At 66.1% G+C, this 16,178-nt stretch carries 13 protein-coding genes and 2 rRNA genes; 11 read left to right on the top strand and 4 right to left on the bottom strand.

Annotated features, from left to right (window positions below; all coding sequences use genetic code 11):
• The first annotated feature begins 90 nt into the window (after positions 1–90).
• Genes C4B68_RS21620 through C4B68_RS21610 form a run of 3 tightly spaced genes read left to right on the top strand, consistent with a single transcriptional unit; the run spans position 91 to position 1,380 of the window.
• The gene (locus C4B68_RS21620; protein ID WP_099503743.1) at positions 91–936 is read left to right on the top strand and encodes a helix-turn-helix domain-containing protein; all 846 of its coding nucleotides are present in this window, start codon (positions 91–93) and stop codon (positions 934–936) included.
• 11 nt (positions 937–947) lie between these two features.
• Positions 948–1,139, top strand: a complete 192-nt coding sequence (locus C4B68_RS21615; protein WP_099503745.1) for a DUF397 domain-containing protein — start codon at positions 948–950, stop codon at positions 1,137–1,139.
• Entirely contained in the window at positions 1,132–1,380 is a 249-nt protein-coding gene (locus tag C4B68_RS21610) for a DUF397 domain-containing protein (RefSeq protein WP_099503747.1), read from the top strand. Before C4B68_RS21615 ends, C4B68_RS21610 begins: the two co-directional genes overlap by 8 nt.
• Before the next feature lie 80 nt (positions 1,381–1,460).
• Here the strand turns inward: C4B68_RS21610 and C4B68_RS21605 are convergent, their stop codons facing one another.
• Positions 1,461–2,375 (bottom strand): oxidoreductase, encoded by a 915-nt coding sequence (locus C4B68_RS21605; RefSeq protein WP_099503748.1) that lies wholly within the window; start codon positions 2,373–2,375, stop codon positions 1,461–1,463.
• A gap of 89 nt (positions 2,376–2,464) precedes the next feature.
• On the opposite strand from C4B68_RS21605, the gene C4B68_RS21600 reads away from it, so the two are divergent.
• From C4B68_RS21600 to C4B68_RS21570, 7 genes are all read left to right on the top strand, one after another.
• Positions 2,465–3,067 (top strand): TetR/AcrR family transcriptional regulator, encoded by a 603-nt coding sequence (locus tag C4B68_RS21600; RefSeq protein ID WP_099503750.1) that lies wholly within the window; start codon positions 2,465–2,467, stop codon positions 3,065–3,067.
• 508 nt (positions 3,068–3,575) lie between these two features.
• Positions 3,576–3,884, top strand: coding sequence for a hypothetical protein (locus tag C4B68_RS21595; RefSeq protein ID WP_099503752.1), 309 nt, complete (start codon positions 3,576–3,578; stop codon positions 3,882–3,884).
• Between the two features lie 223 nt (positions 3,885–4,107).
• Positions 4,108–4,956, top strand: a complete 849-nt coding sequence (locus C4B68_RS21590) for a DUF8175 domain-containg protein (protein WP_099503753.1) — start codon at positions 4,108–4,110, stop codon at positions 4,954–4,956.
• Positions 4,946–6,274, top strand: a complete 1,329-nt coding sequence (locus tag C4B68_RS21585; protein WP_099503755.1) for a hypothetical protein — start codon at positions 4,946–4,948, stop codon at positions 6,272–6,274. Before C4B68_RS21590 ends, C4B68_RS21585 begins: the two co-directional genes overlap by 11 nt.
• Positions 6,271–7,830, top strand: coding sequence for an SCO6880 family protein (locus C4B68_RS21580; protein WP_099503757.1), 1,560 nt, complete (start codon positions 6,271–6,273; stop codon positions 7,828–7,830). Before C4B68_RS21585 ends, C4B68_RS21580 begins: the two co-directional genes overlap by 4 nt.
• A 14-nt stretch (positions 7,831–7,844) precedes the next feature.
• The gene (locus tag C4B68_RS21575; RefSeq protein WP_099503759.1) at positions 7,845–9,269 is read left to right on the top strand and encodes an ATP-binding protein; all 1,425 of its coding nucleotides are present in this window, start codon (positions 7,845–7,847) and stop codon (positions 9,267–9,269) included.
• 1 nt (position 9,270) lies between these two features.
• A complete protein-coding gene (locus tag C4B68_RS21570; RefSeq protein WP_099503761.1) occupies positions 9,271–10,827 on the top strand; it encodes a type IV secretory system conjugative DNA transfer family protein in 1,557 nt (518 codons plus the stop codon).
• Between the two features lie 79 nt (positions 10,828–10,906).
• Here C4B68_RS21570 and C4B68_RS21565 read toward each other — a convergent pair whose 3' ends face one another.
• Positions 10,907–11,458, bottom strand: coding sequence for a GNAT family N-acetyltransferase (locus tag C4B68_RS21565; protein ID WP_099503763.1), 552 nt, complete (start codon positions 11,456–11,458; stop codon positions 10,907–10,909).
• A gap of 179 nt (positions 11,459–11,637) precedes the next feature.
• Between C4B68_RS21565 and C4B68_RS21560 the strand changes: the two genes are divergently transcribed.
• Positions 11,638–12,399 (top strand): CDP-alcohol phosphatidyltransferase family protein, encoded by a 762-nt coding sequence (locus tag C4B68_RS21560; protein WP_099503765.1) that lies wholly within the window; start codon positions 11,638–11,640, stop codon positions 12,397–12,399.
• 132 nt (positions 12,400–12,531) lie between these two features.
• Here C4B68_RS21560 and rrf read toward each other — a convergent pair.
• Positions 12,532–12,648 (bottom strand): 5S ribosomal RNA (rrf, locus tag C4B68_RS21555).
• Between the two features lie 92 nt (positions 12,649–12,740).
• A 23S ribosomal RNA gene (locus tag C4B68_RS21550) occupies positions 12,741–15,860 on the bottom strand.
• Positions 15,861–16,178 lie beyond the last annotated feature (318 nt).

The following is a 16,178-nucleotide window of genomic DNA, read 5'->3' as shown; positions in this document are numbered from 1 at the left end:
GTTGTAAGTTGTTAGACCTAGAAGGTCGAAGTGCTTCATCTTTCATGCGTGTGGGTGACACGGCAGTGCCGAAGGAGTCGAACGTTGGCCATGAGAAGCACCCCCACCGGGCGTCAACTGCGGCTGGGGGCTGAACTGCGCAAGCTGCGTGAGCGGGCAGGCCTGACGTCCACGCAGGCCGCACAGCTCCTCGGCATCAAGCAGAACCAGGTCAGCAATATGGAGGCGGGACGCCATGGCGTGAGCCCCGACCGACTGCGCACCATCGCCTGCCACTACGACTGCTCGGACAAGCCTCTTGTCGAGGCACTGGCTGCCATGACTCCCGATCGCAAGCGAGGCTGGTGGGAGGATTACCGCGAGATTCTGCCGACCGGAATGCTGGATCTCGCCGAGCTGGAACACCACGCCACACGGCTGCGAACTGCCGTGACGGTGCACATCCCAGGCCTCTTCCAGACCACGGACTACGCTCGCGAGATCTTCCGTCAGGCTGTGCCCGAGCTACCGCCCCCGGACGTGGAGCACCGGGTGTCGTTCCGGGTCAAACGCCAGACCGTCCTCTTCCGCGATCCGCCGACCCCGCACCAGGTCATCGTCCACGAGGCCGCCCTGCGCATGAAGTTCGGCGGTCCTCGCGTGACCCGCGACCAGCTCAGGTACCTCCTGGAAATGAACGAGCGGGAGCATGTCGCGATCCACGTCATCCCGTTCGACGCCCGCATCTTCCCCGGCTCCGGACAGTCGATCTACTACGCAGAGGGCCCAGTACCGCAGCTCGACACCGTGAACCTCGACCAGTCGCACGGCCCGGTATTTCTCGACGCCGAGGCACAGCTGAACAAGTACCGGGTACTGCTCAATCGCATGGAGGCGGCGGCCCTCACCCCCGAGGAATCGCAGAAATTCATCCACAACGTCGTCAAAGACCTGTGAAGGAGCCCGGGATGCCCACGCTCACCTGGCAGAAGTCGTCCTACTGCCCGGAAGGCAACTCTTGCGTGCACATAGCCGCAAGCACCGCCAGAACGATCCACCTCACCGAAAGCAGCGACCCCACCGGGGCGGTACTCACTGCCACCCCAGCCGCCTTCCGCACCCTCCTCCACACCCTCCAGAAGGAACACCACCGTGGCTGAAGTCCCCTCGAACCTCGACTGGGTCCGCGCCGCCCCGGACGACGCGACGGGTCCCGGCCCCTGGATCGAACTCGCCTTTGGTGACAACGACTTGGTCTACATCAGGGAGACCAGCGACCCGGAGAACGTCGTCACGACCACTCAGAAGAAGTGGGACGCGTTTGTACTGGGCGTCCAGGCGGGCGAGTTCGACCACTTCGTGGAGGGACTGGAAGACCAGGAACCCTCTGAGTCTCACTGAACGCCAGGCATGAAGTGACCGTTGGGGCCCCCGTAGCCCAGGCCGGCGATAACCCCTTTTCGCGCGGCTTCACGCGGCTTTCATGCCGCCCCTACCGCCAGCGGCCACCGCACCCCGGTCAGCTCTTCCGACACCGCCCACAGCCGTCGGGCCGTCGCCGGGTCGCTCGCCGCTGACGTGCGGCCCACCAGCGTCGGTGCTCCTCGCATCTCGCCCAACCCGCTCGGGCCCACGTAGCTTGCGCCGGGAAGGTCCTGGGTCGCGGCGTAGAGAGTGGGGAGGGTGCCTCCCTTGTCGTCCTGGGCCAGGAACCTGTTGCCGATCAGCATGCTCACCCGGGCGACCGGATTCGCGGTGTGGCTCTGGAGGTTGGTGGCCGCCCAGCCGGGGTGGGCCGCGAGTGCGCGGACCGGGGAGCCGGACTCCGTGAGACGGCGCTGGAGTTCCAGGGTGAACAGGAGGTTCGCCAGCTTGGACTGGGCGTAGGCGCGCTGCGGGTTGTAGTCCGCGGTCAGGTTCACGTCCTCGAAGTGGATCCTCGCGCCGGGCATGCGGTGGGCACTCGAGGACACCGTGACCACCCGGCCGGTCACCTGCGGCAGGAGCAGGTTCGTCAGCGCGAAGTGGCCGAGGTGGTTCGTGCCGAACTGCATCTCAAAGCCGTCCTTGGTCCGCTGCTTCGGCAGCATCATCACGCCGGCGTTGTTGATCAGTAGATCCAGCGGACCCTGCCACGCCTCGGCGAACCCCCGTACGGAGGCGAGGTCGGCCAGGTCCAGGCGGCGGACCTCCGTACTGCCGTTCACCCGCGCGGCGGCGGCGCGGCCACGCTCAAGGTCCCGTACCGCGAACACCACGTGCGCGCCGGCGCGGGCCAGCGCGTCGGCGGCCGCGAAGCCGATACCGCTGTTGGCACCGGTCACGACGGCCCTGCGGCCGGAGAGGTCGGGGAGACGGGTCGCATCCCACTTGCTGATTTCAGTCGTCTTGGGCATGGCGTCAATGTAGGCGTCGCCAACAATGCTGTCAATGACAACAATGATGACGTCGACAACAAAGCTGCCATTGCCAACATCGGGCTACGATGGTGCGCATGCCCACGACCCGCCCTTATCACCACGGAGACCTGCGCGCCGCGCTCCTGACCAGCGCCGAGCGCACCTTGCGTGAAAAGGGGGTCGCCGCACTCTCCCTCCGCGAGCTGGCCCGCGACGTCGGCGTGAGCCACGCCGCCCCCGGACGGCACTTCAAGGACAAGCAGGCCCTGCTCGACGCCCTGACGCTCGTCGGATTCGAGCGGATGGCCCGGGCCATGGACGCCGCGGATGACCCCGAGCTGCCGCTCGAGCGGCGGCTGACCGCGCTCGCAAAGACCTACCTCGGATTCGCCATCGAGAACGCGGAGCTGCTGGAGCTGATGTTCGCGCGCAAGCACGACCCCGACGTCTCCGCACAGCTGACCGCCGCCGTCGACCGCTCCGCGGAGCCCATCACGCGGCTGATCTCGGACGCGCAGCAACGGGGCGAAATCATCGAGGGCGACCCCGAGCGCATCACCATGGTCGCGGCCGCCAGCCTGCACGGACTCGCCGCGTTCACCGCAAACGGAAGCCTGCCCGCCGAAGCCTCCCTCGCCGGCCTGGACGAGCACATCCACCACCTGCTGCACGGGCTCCGGCCGCGCTGACGTACGACGCCGCATCCGCGGTCCCGCATCGACGTAACGAACAGCCCGCCCGCTCACGCCAGTTGGCACCCGCCGACGCGCACGACGACCGAACGCCGGCCGCATCCCGTTCCGTACGCCCCAGCGGCGGGCGATAGCCTTCGGGCAACGGTCGGCGTCCACATCCCGCAGACGCGACGACCCACAGCACATCGGCTCGACGCCCCGTCAGAAACGAGACGTACGATCGTAGAAGGGGTTAACGACGGAACCACACGACAGGTACCGCTCCGACTTCATTGCCCGGCGTAACCTGCCGTGATACACAGAGTGACCACACGACCCTTCGCATACCGTCCCGTGCCCCCGAGAGGGTCCTGCGTGGGCCGGTGGCAAGGTATTCGTACGAAACCCGCCAATCAATGACGCCAAGTCGACATGCGACGGCGTCGTTGTCGGCGAGAATGGGCCCGACCTCTGCGCGCAGTGGCAGGGGGTGCAGAACTACCCACTAGGGGCGGTGACTTACATGCTTTTCGCAGCCGAAAAGGGCGACATCACCACAATCATCGGCGGGATCGCTCCGGACTGGGGTCCCTTCGGCAGCCTGGGCAACGAGGCGAAGGTGATGATCGAGGTCGTGATGGCGGTCGCCATCCTGCTCTGCCTCGGCATCGCGATCTGGGGCGCGGCGAAGCAACGTATCGGCGCGACGGCCCTCCGTGACACCTTCAGTGCCGAACAGGGCAAGGGCCTCATCATCGCGGGCCTCACGGGAGTCTTCATCATCGGATCCCTCGGCACGCTCTTCACCATCGTGTACGGCATGGCTGTCTAGGCCCGGCACGGCCGGGCCGCACTCCTCGCCTGGCGCACCGTCAGTCCCGGCCGGGCGCGCCCGGATCTCCGATCCACTCCCCTCCGACCCACCCATCCGTCGTGCCCACCGGCTGAGGTTGCGTTTCCCTGATGTCGAGTCACCACACCGCGCCCGCGCGGGAACCAGCACGGCTACCGTCGTACTACTTGGTTCAGCGAGAGGTTGAGGGGGCGTACGCGACATGAGTCTCGGTGACGAACCCGGCTACGGCGACGCCTCGCGCGGCGAGGACGGGGGGTACGGCGGCTCCGGCCAGACCCGTACCCGCCTCCCCGACCGCCCGGGCGACGTCTACGGCGGCGCCCGCCGCGGCCGGTCCTCCTCCCGGAGCCTGGTCACGGTCGTCGGCGTCGTCGTCCTCCTCATCGCAGCGATCGCCTTCGCGAACCGCGGCGACGACGACAACTCCTCCGGCGACGGCTCCGGCGACAAGGCCCAGACCTCACCTACGGCAGCCTCCGGGGAACGCCCGGTGGACTCGAAGGTGGCGGGCATCCCTTCGGGGTTCGCGCACAGCGGGCAGGGGGCACAGAGCGCGGCGGCCAACTATGCGGTGGCGTTGGGTTCGGCCGACATGTTCAACAAGGCCAGACGGGACCAAATCCTCTCGGCCGTCATCATCCCGTCCCGGGTGACCGAGTTCGAGGCGACGCTGGACAGGGCGTACACCCCGCAGTTCAACAAGAACGTCGGTCTGAACGAGGACGGCTCGACGCCCCAGGGCTACACCTTCGTCTCGCGTACGAGCCCGATCGGCACCAAGGTGACCGAGTCCACCAGCGATGCGGCGACCGTCGAGGTCTGGTGCGGCGGTCTCCTCGGCCTCGCCGGCGAGAACTCCACCAACCCCGTCACCAGCAGCTGGTTCACCATCACCATGAAGCTGGAGTGGACCGGCGGTGACTGGAAGATCGTCACGCATTCTCAGAAGGACGGCCCCGCACCCGTCCCGGGCGACGACCGGGCCTCCAGCGCCGACGACATCGCGAAGGTCGTCCAGGAGTACGGAGGGTTCACGTATGCCCGCTAACCATCGCGTACTCAAGCTGGCCGCCACCGTCGGAGCCGTACAGGCCACCGCGCTGCTCTTGGCCACACGGGCCGCCGCCGCACCCACACCGTCGCCGTCACCGTCGTCGAGCGACGATGCCTGCGGCCTCATCCACGGACCTGCCAGAAACTACTGCGAGACCGACAACGGCCGCACCGCCCCCGGCGGCTCCACAACCCTGGACCCCACCTCCACCCTCGACCCCCTCTCCTCCCTCGCCAAAGGCTGCGCCGCCGCCGCCTCCTGGACCATCGAGAAGCTCTCCGCCGCCGTGAACGACACGGCGAACGTCGACTTCACGAATCCCAAGTTCCTGCAGCAGTACGCCGTCGTCTTCGCGGCGTCCACGATCCTGACCCTTCTGCTGTGGCTGCTGGCCGTGGCGAAGAGGGCGGTGCGAGGTGTTCCCCTCACCACGGCCATCTCGGAGGCGATCGGATTCCTCTGGCTGACGGTGCTGGCATCGGCGTTCACCCCGCTGATCCTCTACACGGTCGTGTCGGCGACGGACGGCGTCACCGAGGTGCTCGCCAAGACCACCGGCAATCAGACGGACACGTTCTTCGGGACGTTCTCGGGCGCGCTGGCCAAGGGCGAGGACATCGGCGGCGGCCCGATCATGCTGATCGTCGTGTCGCTGGTGTCGATTCTCGCGGCCGGTGTGCTGTGGCTGGAGCTGGTGATCAGGGCCGCCCTCCTCTACGTGGGCGCCCTGCTCGGCACCGTCGTGTACGCGGGGCTCGTCGACAAGAACCTGTGGAGCCACGTCCGCCGCTGGGCGGGGATCATGATCGCGGTGATCCTGGTGAAGCCGGTGATCGTGATCGTGCTCGGCCTCGCGGGAGCCCTGAGCACCGACAACGGCCCCGACGCGTTCTCCGCCGTCGTCTCCGGCCTCGCCATCATCCTGCTCGCCATCTTCGCGAGCGCGATGATCTACCGCTTCGTCCCGGGCTTCGGCGACGAGATCGCCAACTCCCGCAACAACCGCCTCATGCAGGGCGCCGAGAGCAAGGCCGCGGCCGTGATCAGCTCGCCGGCGACCCTGGTCGCGCAGGGCATCAAGACCCACAGCTCCCGCACCGACAACAACGGCGGCGGAGGCGGCGGCAGCCAGTCCCGCCCCGCCAACCCCGCGTCCGGCGGTGTGGCCGCGCACAGCACACGTACGTCGAACGGAGGCGGCGGATCTGTCCCCTCCGCCGCACCCCCTCCGCGTACCAGCCCGGCCAACACCCCGCATGCGAGCAGCACCCGCAACAGCAGTACCAACCGCACGGGAGGTGAAGGGCGTTGACGACCGAGTCCCATGTGTCCCATCCGGTCACGCCCCGCCGTACATATCTGATCGGCCGCGCGCGGCCGAACGCGATCGTCGGCCGGAACCGAGAATCCGGTGAGATCGCGCTGATCATCGCGGGCGCGTTCCTCGGCATGATGTGCGGGCTCCTCGTCCCGGTCCTCTCCCTGCGGATCGTGCTGCTGATGGGCTTCCCGCTGCTCGCACTCGCCGCGGTGTACGTCCCGTACAAGCGCCGTACGTTCTACAAGTGGTTCGAGATCAACCGCAGTTACAAACGGAGCCTGCGCCAGGGCACGGCGTACCGCTCGCCTGTCATGGAGGCCGGTACGCGGTTCGACGGCCGTGAGGTCGAGATCGGGCCGCCCCCCGGCATCGGCCGGATCACCTGGCTCGCGGCACCCTTCGGGCCCGACGAGATCGCCGTACTGCTCCACGCCGACCGGCGCACGGTCACCGCCGCGATCGAGATCGAGGGGCCGGGCGTCGGCCTGCGCGACAGCGAGGACCAGGAGGCCCTCGTCGACCGCTTCGGCACGCTCCTCAAGCACGTCGCCAACGGCGACGGCTTCGTCACCCGCCTCCAGATGCTCGCCCGCACCCTCCCGGCCGACCCGGACGCCCACGCCAAGGACGTCGCCGTACGAGGGGACGAGCGGGCCCCCGGATGGCTGCAGCAGTCGTACGAGCAGCTGCAGTCCATGGTGTCGACGAGCAGCGAGCAGCACCGGGCGTACCTCGTCGCCTGCATGCACTACTCGCGCGAGCTGGCCGCCGAGGGGCACGCCATGGCGCGGGCCGCGCGCCCGCAGAGCGGCCGGAAGCTGGACCGGGACGCGGGCCTCGCAGTCGTCATGGCCCGCGAACTGATGGACATCTGCTCCCGTCTCCAGGAAGCCGACATCCGCGTACGGCAGCCGCTCGGTCAGGGGCGGCTCGCCTCCCTCGTGCACTCGATGTACGACCCCGACCACCAGATCGACCACATCCAGGCGATGACGAAGCGGAACGCCTGGCCGGCCGAGCTCGACGCCATGGAGCCCACCTACCTCCAGGCGAAGACCCGCGAGTCCTCCACCCGCGCGCCCTGGTGCCACGCCACGGCCTGGGTGAAGGAGTGGCCGATGACCCCGGTCGGCGTCAACTTCCTCGCGCCCCTTCTCGTGCACACCCCGGACGTCATCCGGACCGTGGCCGTCACGATGGACCTCGAACCCACCGAGGTCGCCATCGAGCGCATGCTGACCGAGAAGACGAACGACGAGGCCGAGGCCAGCCGCGCCGCCAAGATGAACCGGACCGTGGACCCCCGCGACATCGCCTCGCACAACCGCCTGGACCAGCGGGGTGAGGACCTCGCGAGCGGCGCCGCGGGCGTGAACCTCGTCGGCTACATCACCGTCTCCGCCCGCTCCCCCGAGGCCCTCGCGCGCGACAAGCGCACGATAAGGGCATCGGCCGGCAAGTCGTACCTGAAGCTGGAGTGGTGCGACCGCGAGCACCACCGGGCCTTCGTCAACACGCTGCCGTTCGCCACCGGAATCCGCAGGTAGGAGCTGATGTTCTGATGCGGGATCCGCTGTCCGCCCTCACCGACGCCTTCACGTCCTTCCTCTTCGGCAAGGTCGAGACGACCCGCCTCCCCGTGCGCACCTCCACGGGCCAGGCCCAGGCGGTCTACCTGCCGACGGCCGCGCCCGGCCTCGGCGACTCGGGCGTCATCATCGGGCGCGAGGTGTACTCCGGGAAGGGGTACATCTACGACCCCTTCCAGCTGTACGGGCAGCAGCTCCCGGCGCCGCACTGGCTGGTCCTCGGCGAGTCCGGCAACGGCAAGTCGGCCCTCGAGAAGACGTACGTCCTACGGCAGTTGCGTTTCCGCGACCGCCAGGTCGTCGTCCTCGACGCCCAGGGCGAGGACGGCGTCGGCGAGTGGAACCTCATCGCGGAGGAGCTGGGGATAACTCCCATCCGCCTCGATCCCACGGCGGCGCTGGACCACGGGATCCGGTTGAATCCCCTGGACCCGGCGATCACGACGACCGGCCAGCTCGCCCTGCTCCGCACGATCATCGAGGTCGCGATGGGCCACGGCCTGGACGAGCGGTCCGGCTTCGCCCTCAAGGTCGCGCACGCGTACGTCAACGAGACGGTCGTCGAGCGCCAGCCGGTCCTGACCGACATCGTGGAGCAACTGCGCCACCCCGAACCGGAGTCGGCCGAGGCGATGAACGTCGCCATAGACGACGTACGGGCCTGGGGCCTGGACGTGGCCCTGGTCCTGGACCGCCTGGTCGACGGTGACCTGAGGGGCATGTTCGACGGCCCGACGACCGTGGGGATCGACCTGGACGCGCCCCTGATCGTCTTCGACCTCTCCCACATCGACCGGAACTCGATCGCCATGCCGATCCTGATGGCGATCGTGGGTGTGTGGCTGGAGCACACCTGGATCCGGCCGGACCGCAAGAAGCGCATCTTCCTGGTGGAGGAGGCGTGGCACATCATCAACAGCCCCTTCGTGGCCCAGCTCTTCCAGCGGCTGCTGAAGTTCGGGCGGCGCCTGGGCCTGTCCTTCGTCGCGGTCGTCCACCACTTGTCGGACGTGGTCGACGGGGCGGCGGCCAAGGAGGCCGCGGCGATCCTGAAGATGGCGTCCACGCGGACGATCTACGCCCAGAAGGCGGACGAGGCGCGCTCGACGGGCCGGGTGCTGGGCCTGCCGAGATGGGCGGTCGAGATCATCCCGACGCTCACCCCCGGTATCGCGGTCTGGGACGTCAACGGCAACGTCCAGGTCGTCAAACACCTCATCACCGAGACCGAACGCCCCCTCGTCTTCACCGACCGCGCGATGACCGAGTCCTCCGCGGACCTCCGCTCCGACGACGCGCTGCGCGCCGCCGAGCTGGAGGCGGAGGAGCGGGCGGCGGCCTTCATGGAACAGCACCTCAGCGATCTCGACGACTCCTCCGAGTCCACGGTGGCGTGAGATGGGACAGGACCGGCACGACCCGCGTGGCAAGGCGGAAGGCGGCGTCCCCGACGGGCTGTTGGTCGGGATACTGGCCTTCATCCTCGGCATGACGCTGATGGTGTGGACGGCGACGGGGCTCGCGGGCTGGTTCTCCCACGGCGCCTGGCCGCACGCCGTCACCTTCAGCCGTACGCCCCTGGCCATGCGCCACCTGATCGGCCGCCCGCACGACATGACGGGCGCCTGGCCGGACACTCCCGCCGAGCAACTCTCCGGATACGGCCTCTTCTGGGGCCTGTTCATCGGCCAGCTGATGGTGCTGCTGGTCCTGACGGTGTTCGTCCTGGGCACGGTGGCGCGGTGGAGGGCGGGGCGGGCTCGGAGGCGGGCGGACGCTGCCGCGGGGACTGGCGACAGCGGGGTGGTGGCTGCCGCGGGGGACGGCGGGGCGGTGGTGCCGCCGACAAGGACAGAGCAACAGCCGAGGATGGAGCCCCAGCCGATGACGGCTCCCTTTGCCCCTGAGGGTGAACGGGTTGGTGGGTGGGAAAGTCCTCGGCCCCAGCCCACCAAGCACCCGCAGACGACAGGGACGACTCCCCTTGCAGCCAACGGTGACCGGCCAACGGGCTGGGACAGAACCCGCGCCCCCGGCGCGGTCATCCTCGCCCCCGCCGACACCCGTCACCTCACGGCGATCCAAGCCGTACGCGACGCGGATGGCCCCGTCCTGGTCGTCACCTCGAACCCCGAAACCTGGTCGGAGACCAAGGACGCCAGGTCCAAGCTGGGCCCCGTCCTCCTCTACGACCCCTCCCACCTGTGCGACACCCCGGCCCGCCTCCACTGGTCCCCCGCGTCCGGCTGCGAGGACAAGGCAACGGCGGCGGCGCGAGCGGCAGCGCTCCTCGCCCCCGTGCGCCCCACGGCCAAGGTCGACCAGGCCATGGCAGACGTCGCGGAAACGCTCCTGCGCAGCTATCTGCACGCTGCCGCGATAGAGGGGAAACCGTTCCGCCACGTCCACCGCTGGGCCCAGGGTACGCAGGTACAGGACGCCGTACGAGCCCTCCGTACGAACCCCAAGGCCTCGTCCGGCGCCGCGGGCGAACTCGAGGCCGCCCTGACCTCGCACCCCGAACGCCGGGACATCGCCCAGGAGTTGACGGCCCGCGCGCTGTCCGCACTCTTCACGGTCAATATCCGGGAATCTTGCACACCCAATCGAACTGACGCGCTCGCCTTGGATTCCTTTGCCAACGAAGGGGGCACGCTTTATGTGGTCGGTGAACCCATCGAGGACCCCAAGGCGAACCCCGGCGCGATGCCGCTGCTGACGGCCCTCGCCTCAAGCGTGGTCGAGCGCGGCCGGCGCATGGCCGAACGGTCATCCTCTGGTCGCCTCGACCCACCACTCACCCTCGTCCTGGACGACGTCGCGGCCGTTGCCCCGCTCCCCCAGCTCCCGGACCTCCTGACGACCGGAGCGAACCGCGGCCTCCCGACCCTGGCCCTCCTCCGCTCCCGCGAACAGGCAAGGTCGCGCTGGCCCCAGTACGACCTCCCGGTCTGAGGACTCCGCGCCAACTGACCCGTACCGCAGGGTCATTGGAGCACTGCCGCCCGTCGAGAAGCCCTACGGCACTCCCCGCCTAAGGACGAGTGATCGCGAACTCCAGCTCCAGCTCCCCCGCCACCCCCGGGGCCTTCACGGTCCCTCCGGTCGGCACGAACCCCGCCTTGCGGTAGAACGCCTCGGCGCGGGTGTTCTTCTCGTGCACGAAGAGCCGTACGCGGTCGAGCCCGATCCCCCAGGACCACTGGAGAGCGGCATCGAACAGCGCCCGGGTCACACCGACCCCGCTCCCCCGGTGCTCGGGCCGTACGAAAACCCCCACCAGATGCCCCTGGCGCTGCTCGATCACGCCCCCGAAGGGATCCCGCGACCCGCCCTCCTCGACCAGTACGGTCACGGACCCGGCCCACGCCCCGCCCTCACCCTCGGCGACGAACTGCTGCCGCGTGGTGCTCCCCTCGGCGGCTCCCGCGGCCCGCTCCTGCCAGAACGCGTCGTGCCTGGCGGCGGCATCCTCGTACGTCTCCAGGAACGCGAGATGCGCGACGGGATCCTGAAGGGCGGCGAGCCGCAGCTCCTTCACCCTCGCCCACTCGTCGGGACGTATGGAACGGATCACGTGGTTCATGGGTGCCACCGTATTACCCGCGTACGACATCGCTCACCTGATATCCACCCTGCCGATCACTGCCGTCAGGGCTGCCGTCATGCTCTTCCTCTGAAGAGTCCCCTCAAGACTCTTCTGAAGACACGTGAACCGCGTCTGAAGACGCTCGAACATCACCAGCTCGCCAGGGAGAAAGCCGCATGCCCAAGGTCCAACTCGACGAACTCCGCCACGTCATCCACCCTCCGGGCAAGCTGGAAAGCAGGGCGGAACACTGGGCCGGCCGCCTCTACATGCGCGCGCTCTCCCTCCGGGTGACCCGCCACCTCCTCGGCACCCGTATCTCGCCGAACCAGATCACCGTGGTGATGGTCTTCGCGGGCGTCCTGTCCGGCGTGGCCCTGGCCCTCCCGGGCCTGGGCGGCGCCGTACTCTCCATCGTGTTCATGCAGCTGTACCTGCTGCTGGACTGCGTGGACGGCGAAGTCGCCCGCTGGCGCAGGCAGTTCAGCCCGCTCGGCGTCTACCTGGACCGCCTCGGCGCCTACCTCGCCGACGCCGCCGTCATGGTCGGCATGGGCATCCGCGCCTCCCAACTCGGCCTCGACCCCTACCTGGTGGCCGGCCTGGCGGCCGCCATCGGTGTCCTACTCCTGAAGTCGTCCTCCGACCTGGTCCACGTCGCCCGCTCCGACAGCGGCATGGAGAAGGCCACGGACCAGTCCGTCGTCCCCCGCTCCAGCGGCCTCGCCCGGATACGCCGTCTGACCTCGGCCGTCGGTCTGCACCGCCTGGTCAACGGCATCGAGTGCACGCTGCTGCTGCTCGTGACCGCGATCGTGGACCTGGCGCTCGGCGACCTGACGGCGACGAAGATCGCGACGGTGGCGGTGACGGCGATCGTGTGGCTGCTCGTCCCGGCCCACATCGTCTCGATCGTCGCATCATCCCGCCTGAAGTAACCGCGGTCCACGTGAGCCCGCGCTCCCTCCTGAAGGGGAGCGGGGCTCACGCACATCACGACGTGACTCCAAAAGGACCGTAAACGCAGAAAACCCCCCTGCCATTCGGCAAGGGGGTTTTCTCTACGATTAGTTCGGCGGCGTCCTACTCTCCCACAGGGTCCCCCCTGCAGTACCATCGGCGCTGTAAGGCTTAGCTTCCGGGTTCGAAATGTAACCGGGCGTTTCCCTCACGCTATGACCACCGAAACACTATGAAACTGTGAATACCGCACCATCGCCGTGGCCCGACAACGGGGTTGTTCGTGGTTTCAGAACCAACACAGTGGACGCGAGCAACTGAGGACAAGCCCTCGGCCTATTAGTACCAGTCACCTCCACACCTTACGGCGCTTCCAGATCTGGCCTATCAACCCAGTCGTCTACTGGGAGCCTTAACCCCTCAAGGGGGTGGGAGTCCTCATCTCGAAGCAGGCTTCCCGCTTAGATGCTTTCAGCGGTTATCCCTCCCGAACGTAGCCAACCAGCCATGCCCTTGGCAGGACAACTGGCACACCAGAGGTTCGTCCGTCCCGGTCCTCTCGTACTAGGGACAGCCCTTCTCAAGACTCCTACGCGCACAGCGGATAGGGACCGAACTGTCTCACGACGTTCTAAACCCAGCTCGCGTACCGCTTTAATGGGCGAACAGCCCAACCCTTGGGACCGACTCCAGCCCCAGGATGCGACGAGCCGACATCGAGGTGCCAAACCATCCCGTCGATATGGACTCTTGGGGAAGATCAGCCTGTTATCCCCGGGGTACCTTTTATCCGTTGAGCGACGGCGCTTCCACAAGCCACCGCCGGATCACTAGTCCCGACTTTCGTCCCTGCTCGACCCGTCGGTCTCACAGTCAAGCTCCCTTGTGCACTTACACTCAACACCTGATTGCCAACCAGGCTGAGGGAACCTTTGGGCGCCTCCGTTACCCTTTGGGAGGCAACCGCCCCAGTTAAACTACCCATCAGACACTGTCCCTGATCCGGATCACGGACCCAGGTTAGACATCCAGCACGACCAGACTGGTATTTCAACGACGACTCCACAAACACTGGCGTGCCTGCTTCACAGTCTCCCAGCTATCCTACACAAGCCGAACCGAACACCAATATCAAACTGCAGTAAAGGTCCCGGGGTCTTTCCGTCCTGCTGCGCGAAACGAGCATCTTTACTCGTAGTGCAATTTCACCGGGCCTATGGTTGAGACAGTCGAGAAGTCGTTACGCCATTCGTGCAGGTCGGAACTTACCCGACAAGGAATTTCGCTACCTTAGGATGGTTATAGTTACCACCGCCGTTTACTGGCGCTTAAGTTCTCAGCTTCGCCAAGACGAATCCTGACTAACCGGTCCCCTTAACGTTCCAGCACCGGGCAGGCGTCAGTCCGTATACATCGCCTTACGGCTTCGCACGGACCTGTGTTTTTAGTAAACAGTCGCTTCTCGCTGGTCTCTGCGGCCACCCCCAGCTCGAGGAGCAAGTCCCCTCACCAGTGATGGCCCCCCTTCTCCCGAAGTTACGGGGGCATTTTGCCGAGTTCCTTAACCATAGTTCACCCGAACGCCTCGGTATTCTCTACCTGACCACCTGAGTCGGTTTAGGGTACGGGCCGCCATGAAACTCGCTAGAGGCTTTTCTCGACAGCATAGGATCATCCACTTCACCACAATCGGCTCGGCATCAGGTCTCAGACAATTGCCAGGCGGATTTACCTACCTGACGTCCTACACCCTTACCCCGGGACAACCACCGCCCGGGATGGACTACCTTCCTGCGTCACCCCATCACTCACCTACTACCAGCTCGGGTCACCGGCTCCACCACTTTCCTTTCCCCGAAGGGTCCGGAACGGCTTCACGGGCTTAGCATCACTGGATTCGATGTTTGACGCTTCACAGCGGGTACCGGAATATCAACCGGTTATCCATCGACTACGCCTGTCGGCCTCGCCTTAGGTCCCGACTTACCCTGGGCAGATCAGCTTGACCCAGGAACCCTTAGTCAATCGGCGCACACGTTTCTCACGTGTGTATCGCTACTCATGCCTGCATTCTCACTCGTGAACCGTCCACCACTGCCTTCCGGCGCGGCTTCACCCGGCACACGACGCTCCCCTACCCATCACAGCCTCCGTTGGGAGTATTGCTGCAATGACACGACTTCGGCGGTACGCTTGAGCCCCGCTACATTGTCGGCGCGGAATCACTAGACCAGTGAGCTATTACGCACTCTTTCAAGGGTGGCTGCTTCTAAGCCAACCTCCTGGTTGTCTCTGCGACTCCACATCCTTTCCCACTTAGCGTACGCTTAGGGGCCTTAGTCGATGCTCTGGGCTGTTTCCCTCTCGACCATGGAGCTTATCCCCCACAGTCTCACTGCCGCGCTCTCACTTACCGGCATTCGGAGTTTGGTTAAGGTCAGTAACCCGGTAGGGCCCATCGCCTATCCAGTGCTCTACCTCCGGCAAGAAACACACGACGCTGCACCTAAATGCATTTCGGGGAGAACCAGCTATCACGGAGTTTGATTGGCCTTTCACCCCTAACCACAGGTCATCCCCCAGGTTTTCAACCCTGGTGGGTTCGGTCCTCCACGACCTCTTACAGCCGCTTCAACCTGCCCATGGCTAGATCACTCCGCTTCGGGTCTTGAGCGCGCTACTAAACCGCCCTATTCGGACTCGCTTTCGCTACGGCTTCCCCACACGGGTTAACCTCGCAACACACCGCAAACTCGCAGGCTCATTCTTCAAAAGGCACGCAGTCACGAGACACATCCGAAGATGTGTCCGACGCTCCCACGGCTTGTAGGCACACGGTTTCAGGTACTATTTCACTCCGCTCCCGCGGTACTTTTCACCATTCCCTCACGGTACTATCCGCTATCGGTCACCAGGGAATATTTAGGCTTAGCGGGTGGTCCCGCCAGATTCACACGGGATTTCTCGGGCCCCGTGCTACTTGGGTGTCTCTCAAACGAGCCGCTGACGTTTCGACTACGGGGGTCTTACCCTCTACGCCGGACCTTTCGCATGTCCTTCGCCTACATCAACGGTTTCTGACTCGTCCTGTCGCCGGCAGACAACAGAAGAGAGATCCCACAACCCCCCAAGCGCAACCCCTGCCGGGTCTCACACACTTGAGGTTTGGCCTCATCCAGTTTCGCTCGCCACTACTCCCGGAATCACGGTTGTTTTCTCTTCCTGCGGGTACTGAGATGTTTCACTTCCCCGCGTTCCCTCCACACTGCCTATGTGTTCAGCAGCGGGTGACAGCCCATGACGACTGCCGGGTTTCCCCATTCGGAAACCCCCGGATCAAAGCCTGGTTGACGACTCCCCGGGGACTATCGTGGCCTCCCACGTCCTTCATCGGTTCCTGGTGCCAAGGCATCCACCGTGCGCCCTTAAAAACTTGGCCACAGATGCTCGCGTCCACTGTGCAGTTCTCAAACAACGACCAACCACCCATCACCCCGAACCAGTAGTCCGAGTGCACTGGGGCCGGCACTGAAGGCAGCCACATTCGGCCGTACCCTCAGACACCCAACAGCGTGCCCGACACGATCAGCTGACCAGATCAGCGTTCCACGCCCCGAGGGGCAGTACTAGCGCCTGATCCATCCTGGATCGTGCCGAATAATCAACGTTCCACCCATGAGCAACCAGCATCGGACGTTCGCCGATGTACTGGCCTCTGACCAAGTCCCCGAAGGTCGTTGGTGAGAAGTGCTCCTTA

This window comes from Streptomyces dengpaensis (genome assembly GCF_002946835.1).
In the GTDB taxonomy this organism is placed as follows: domain Bacteria; phylum Actinomycetota; class Actinomycetes; order Streptomycetales; family Streptomycetaceae; genus Streptomyces; species Streptomyces dengpaensis.
This window is presented reverse-complemented; position numbering and strand designations above follow the sequence as displayed.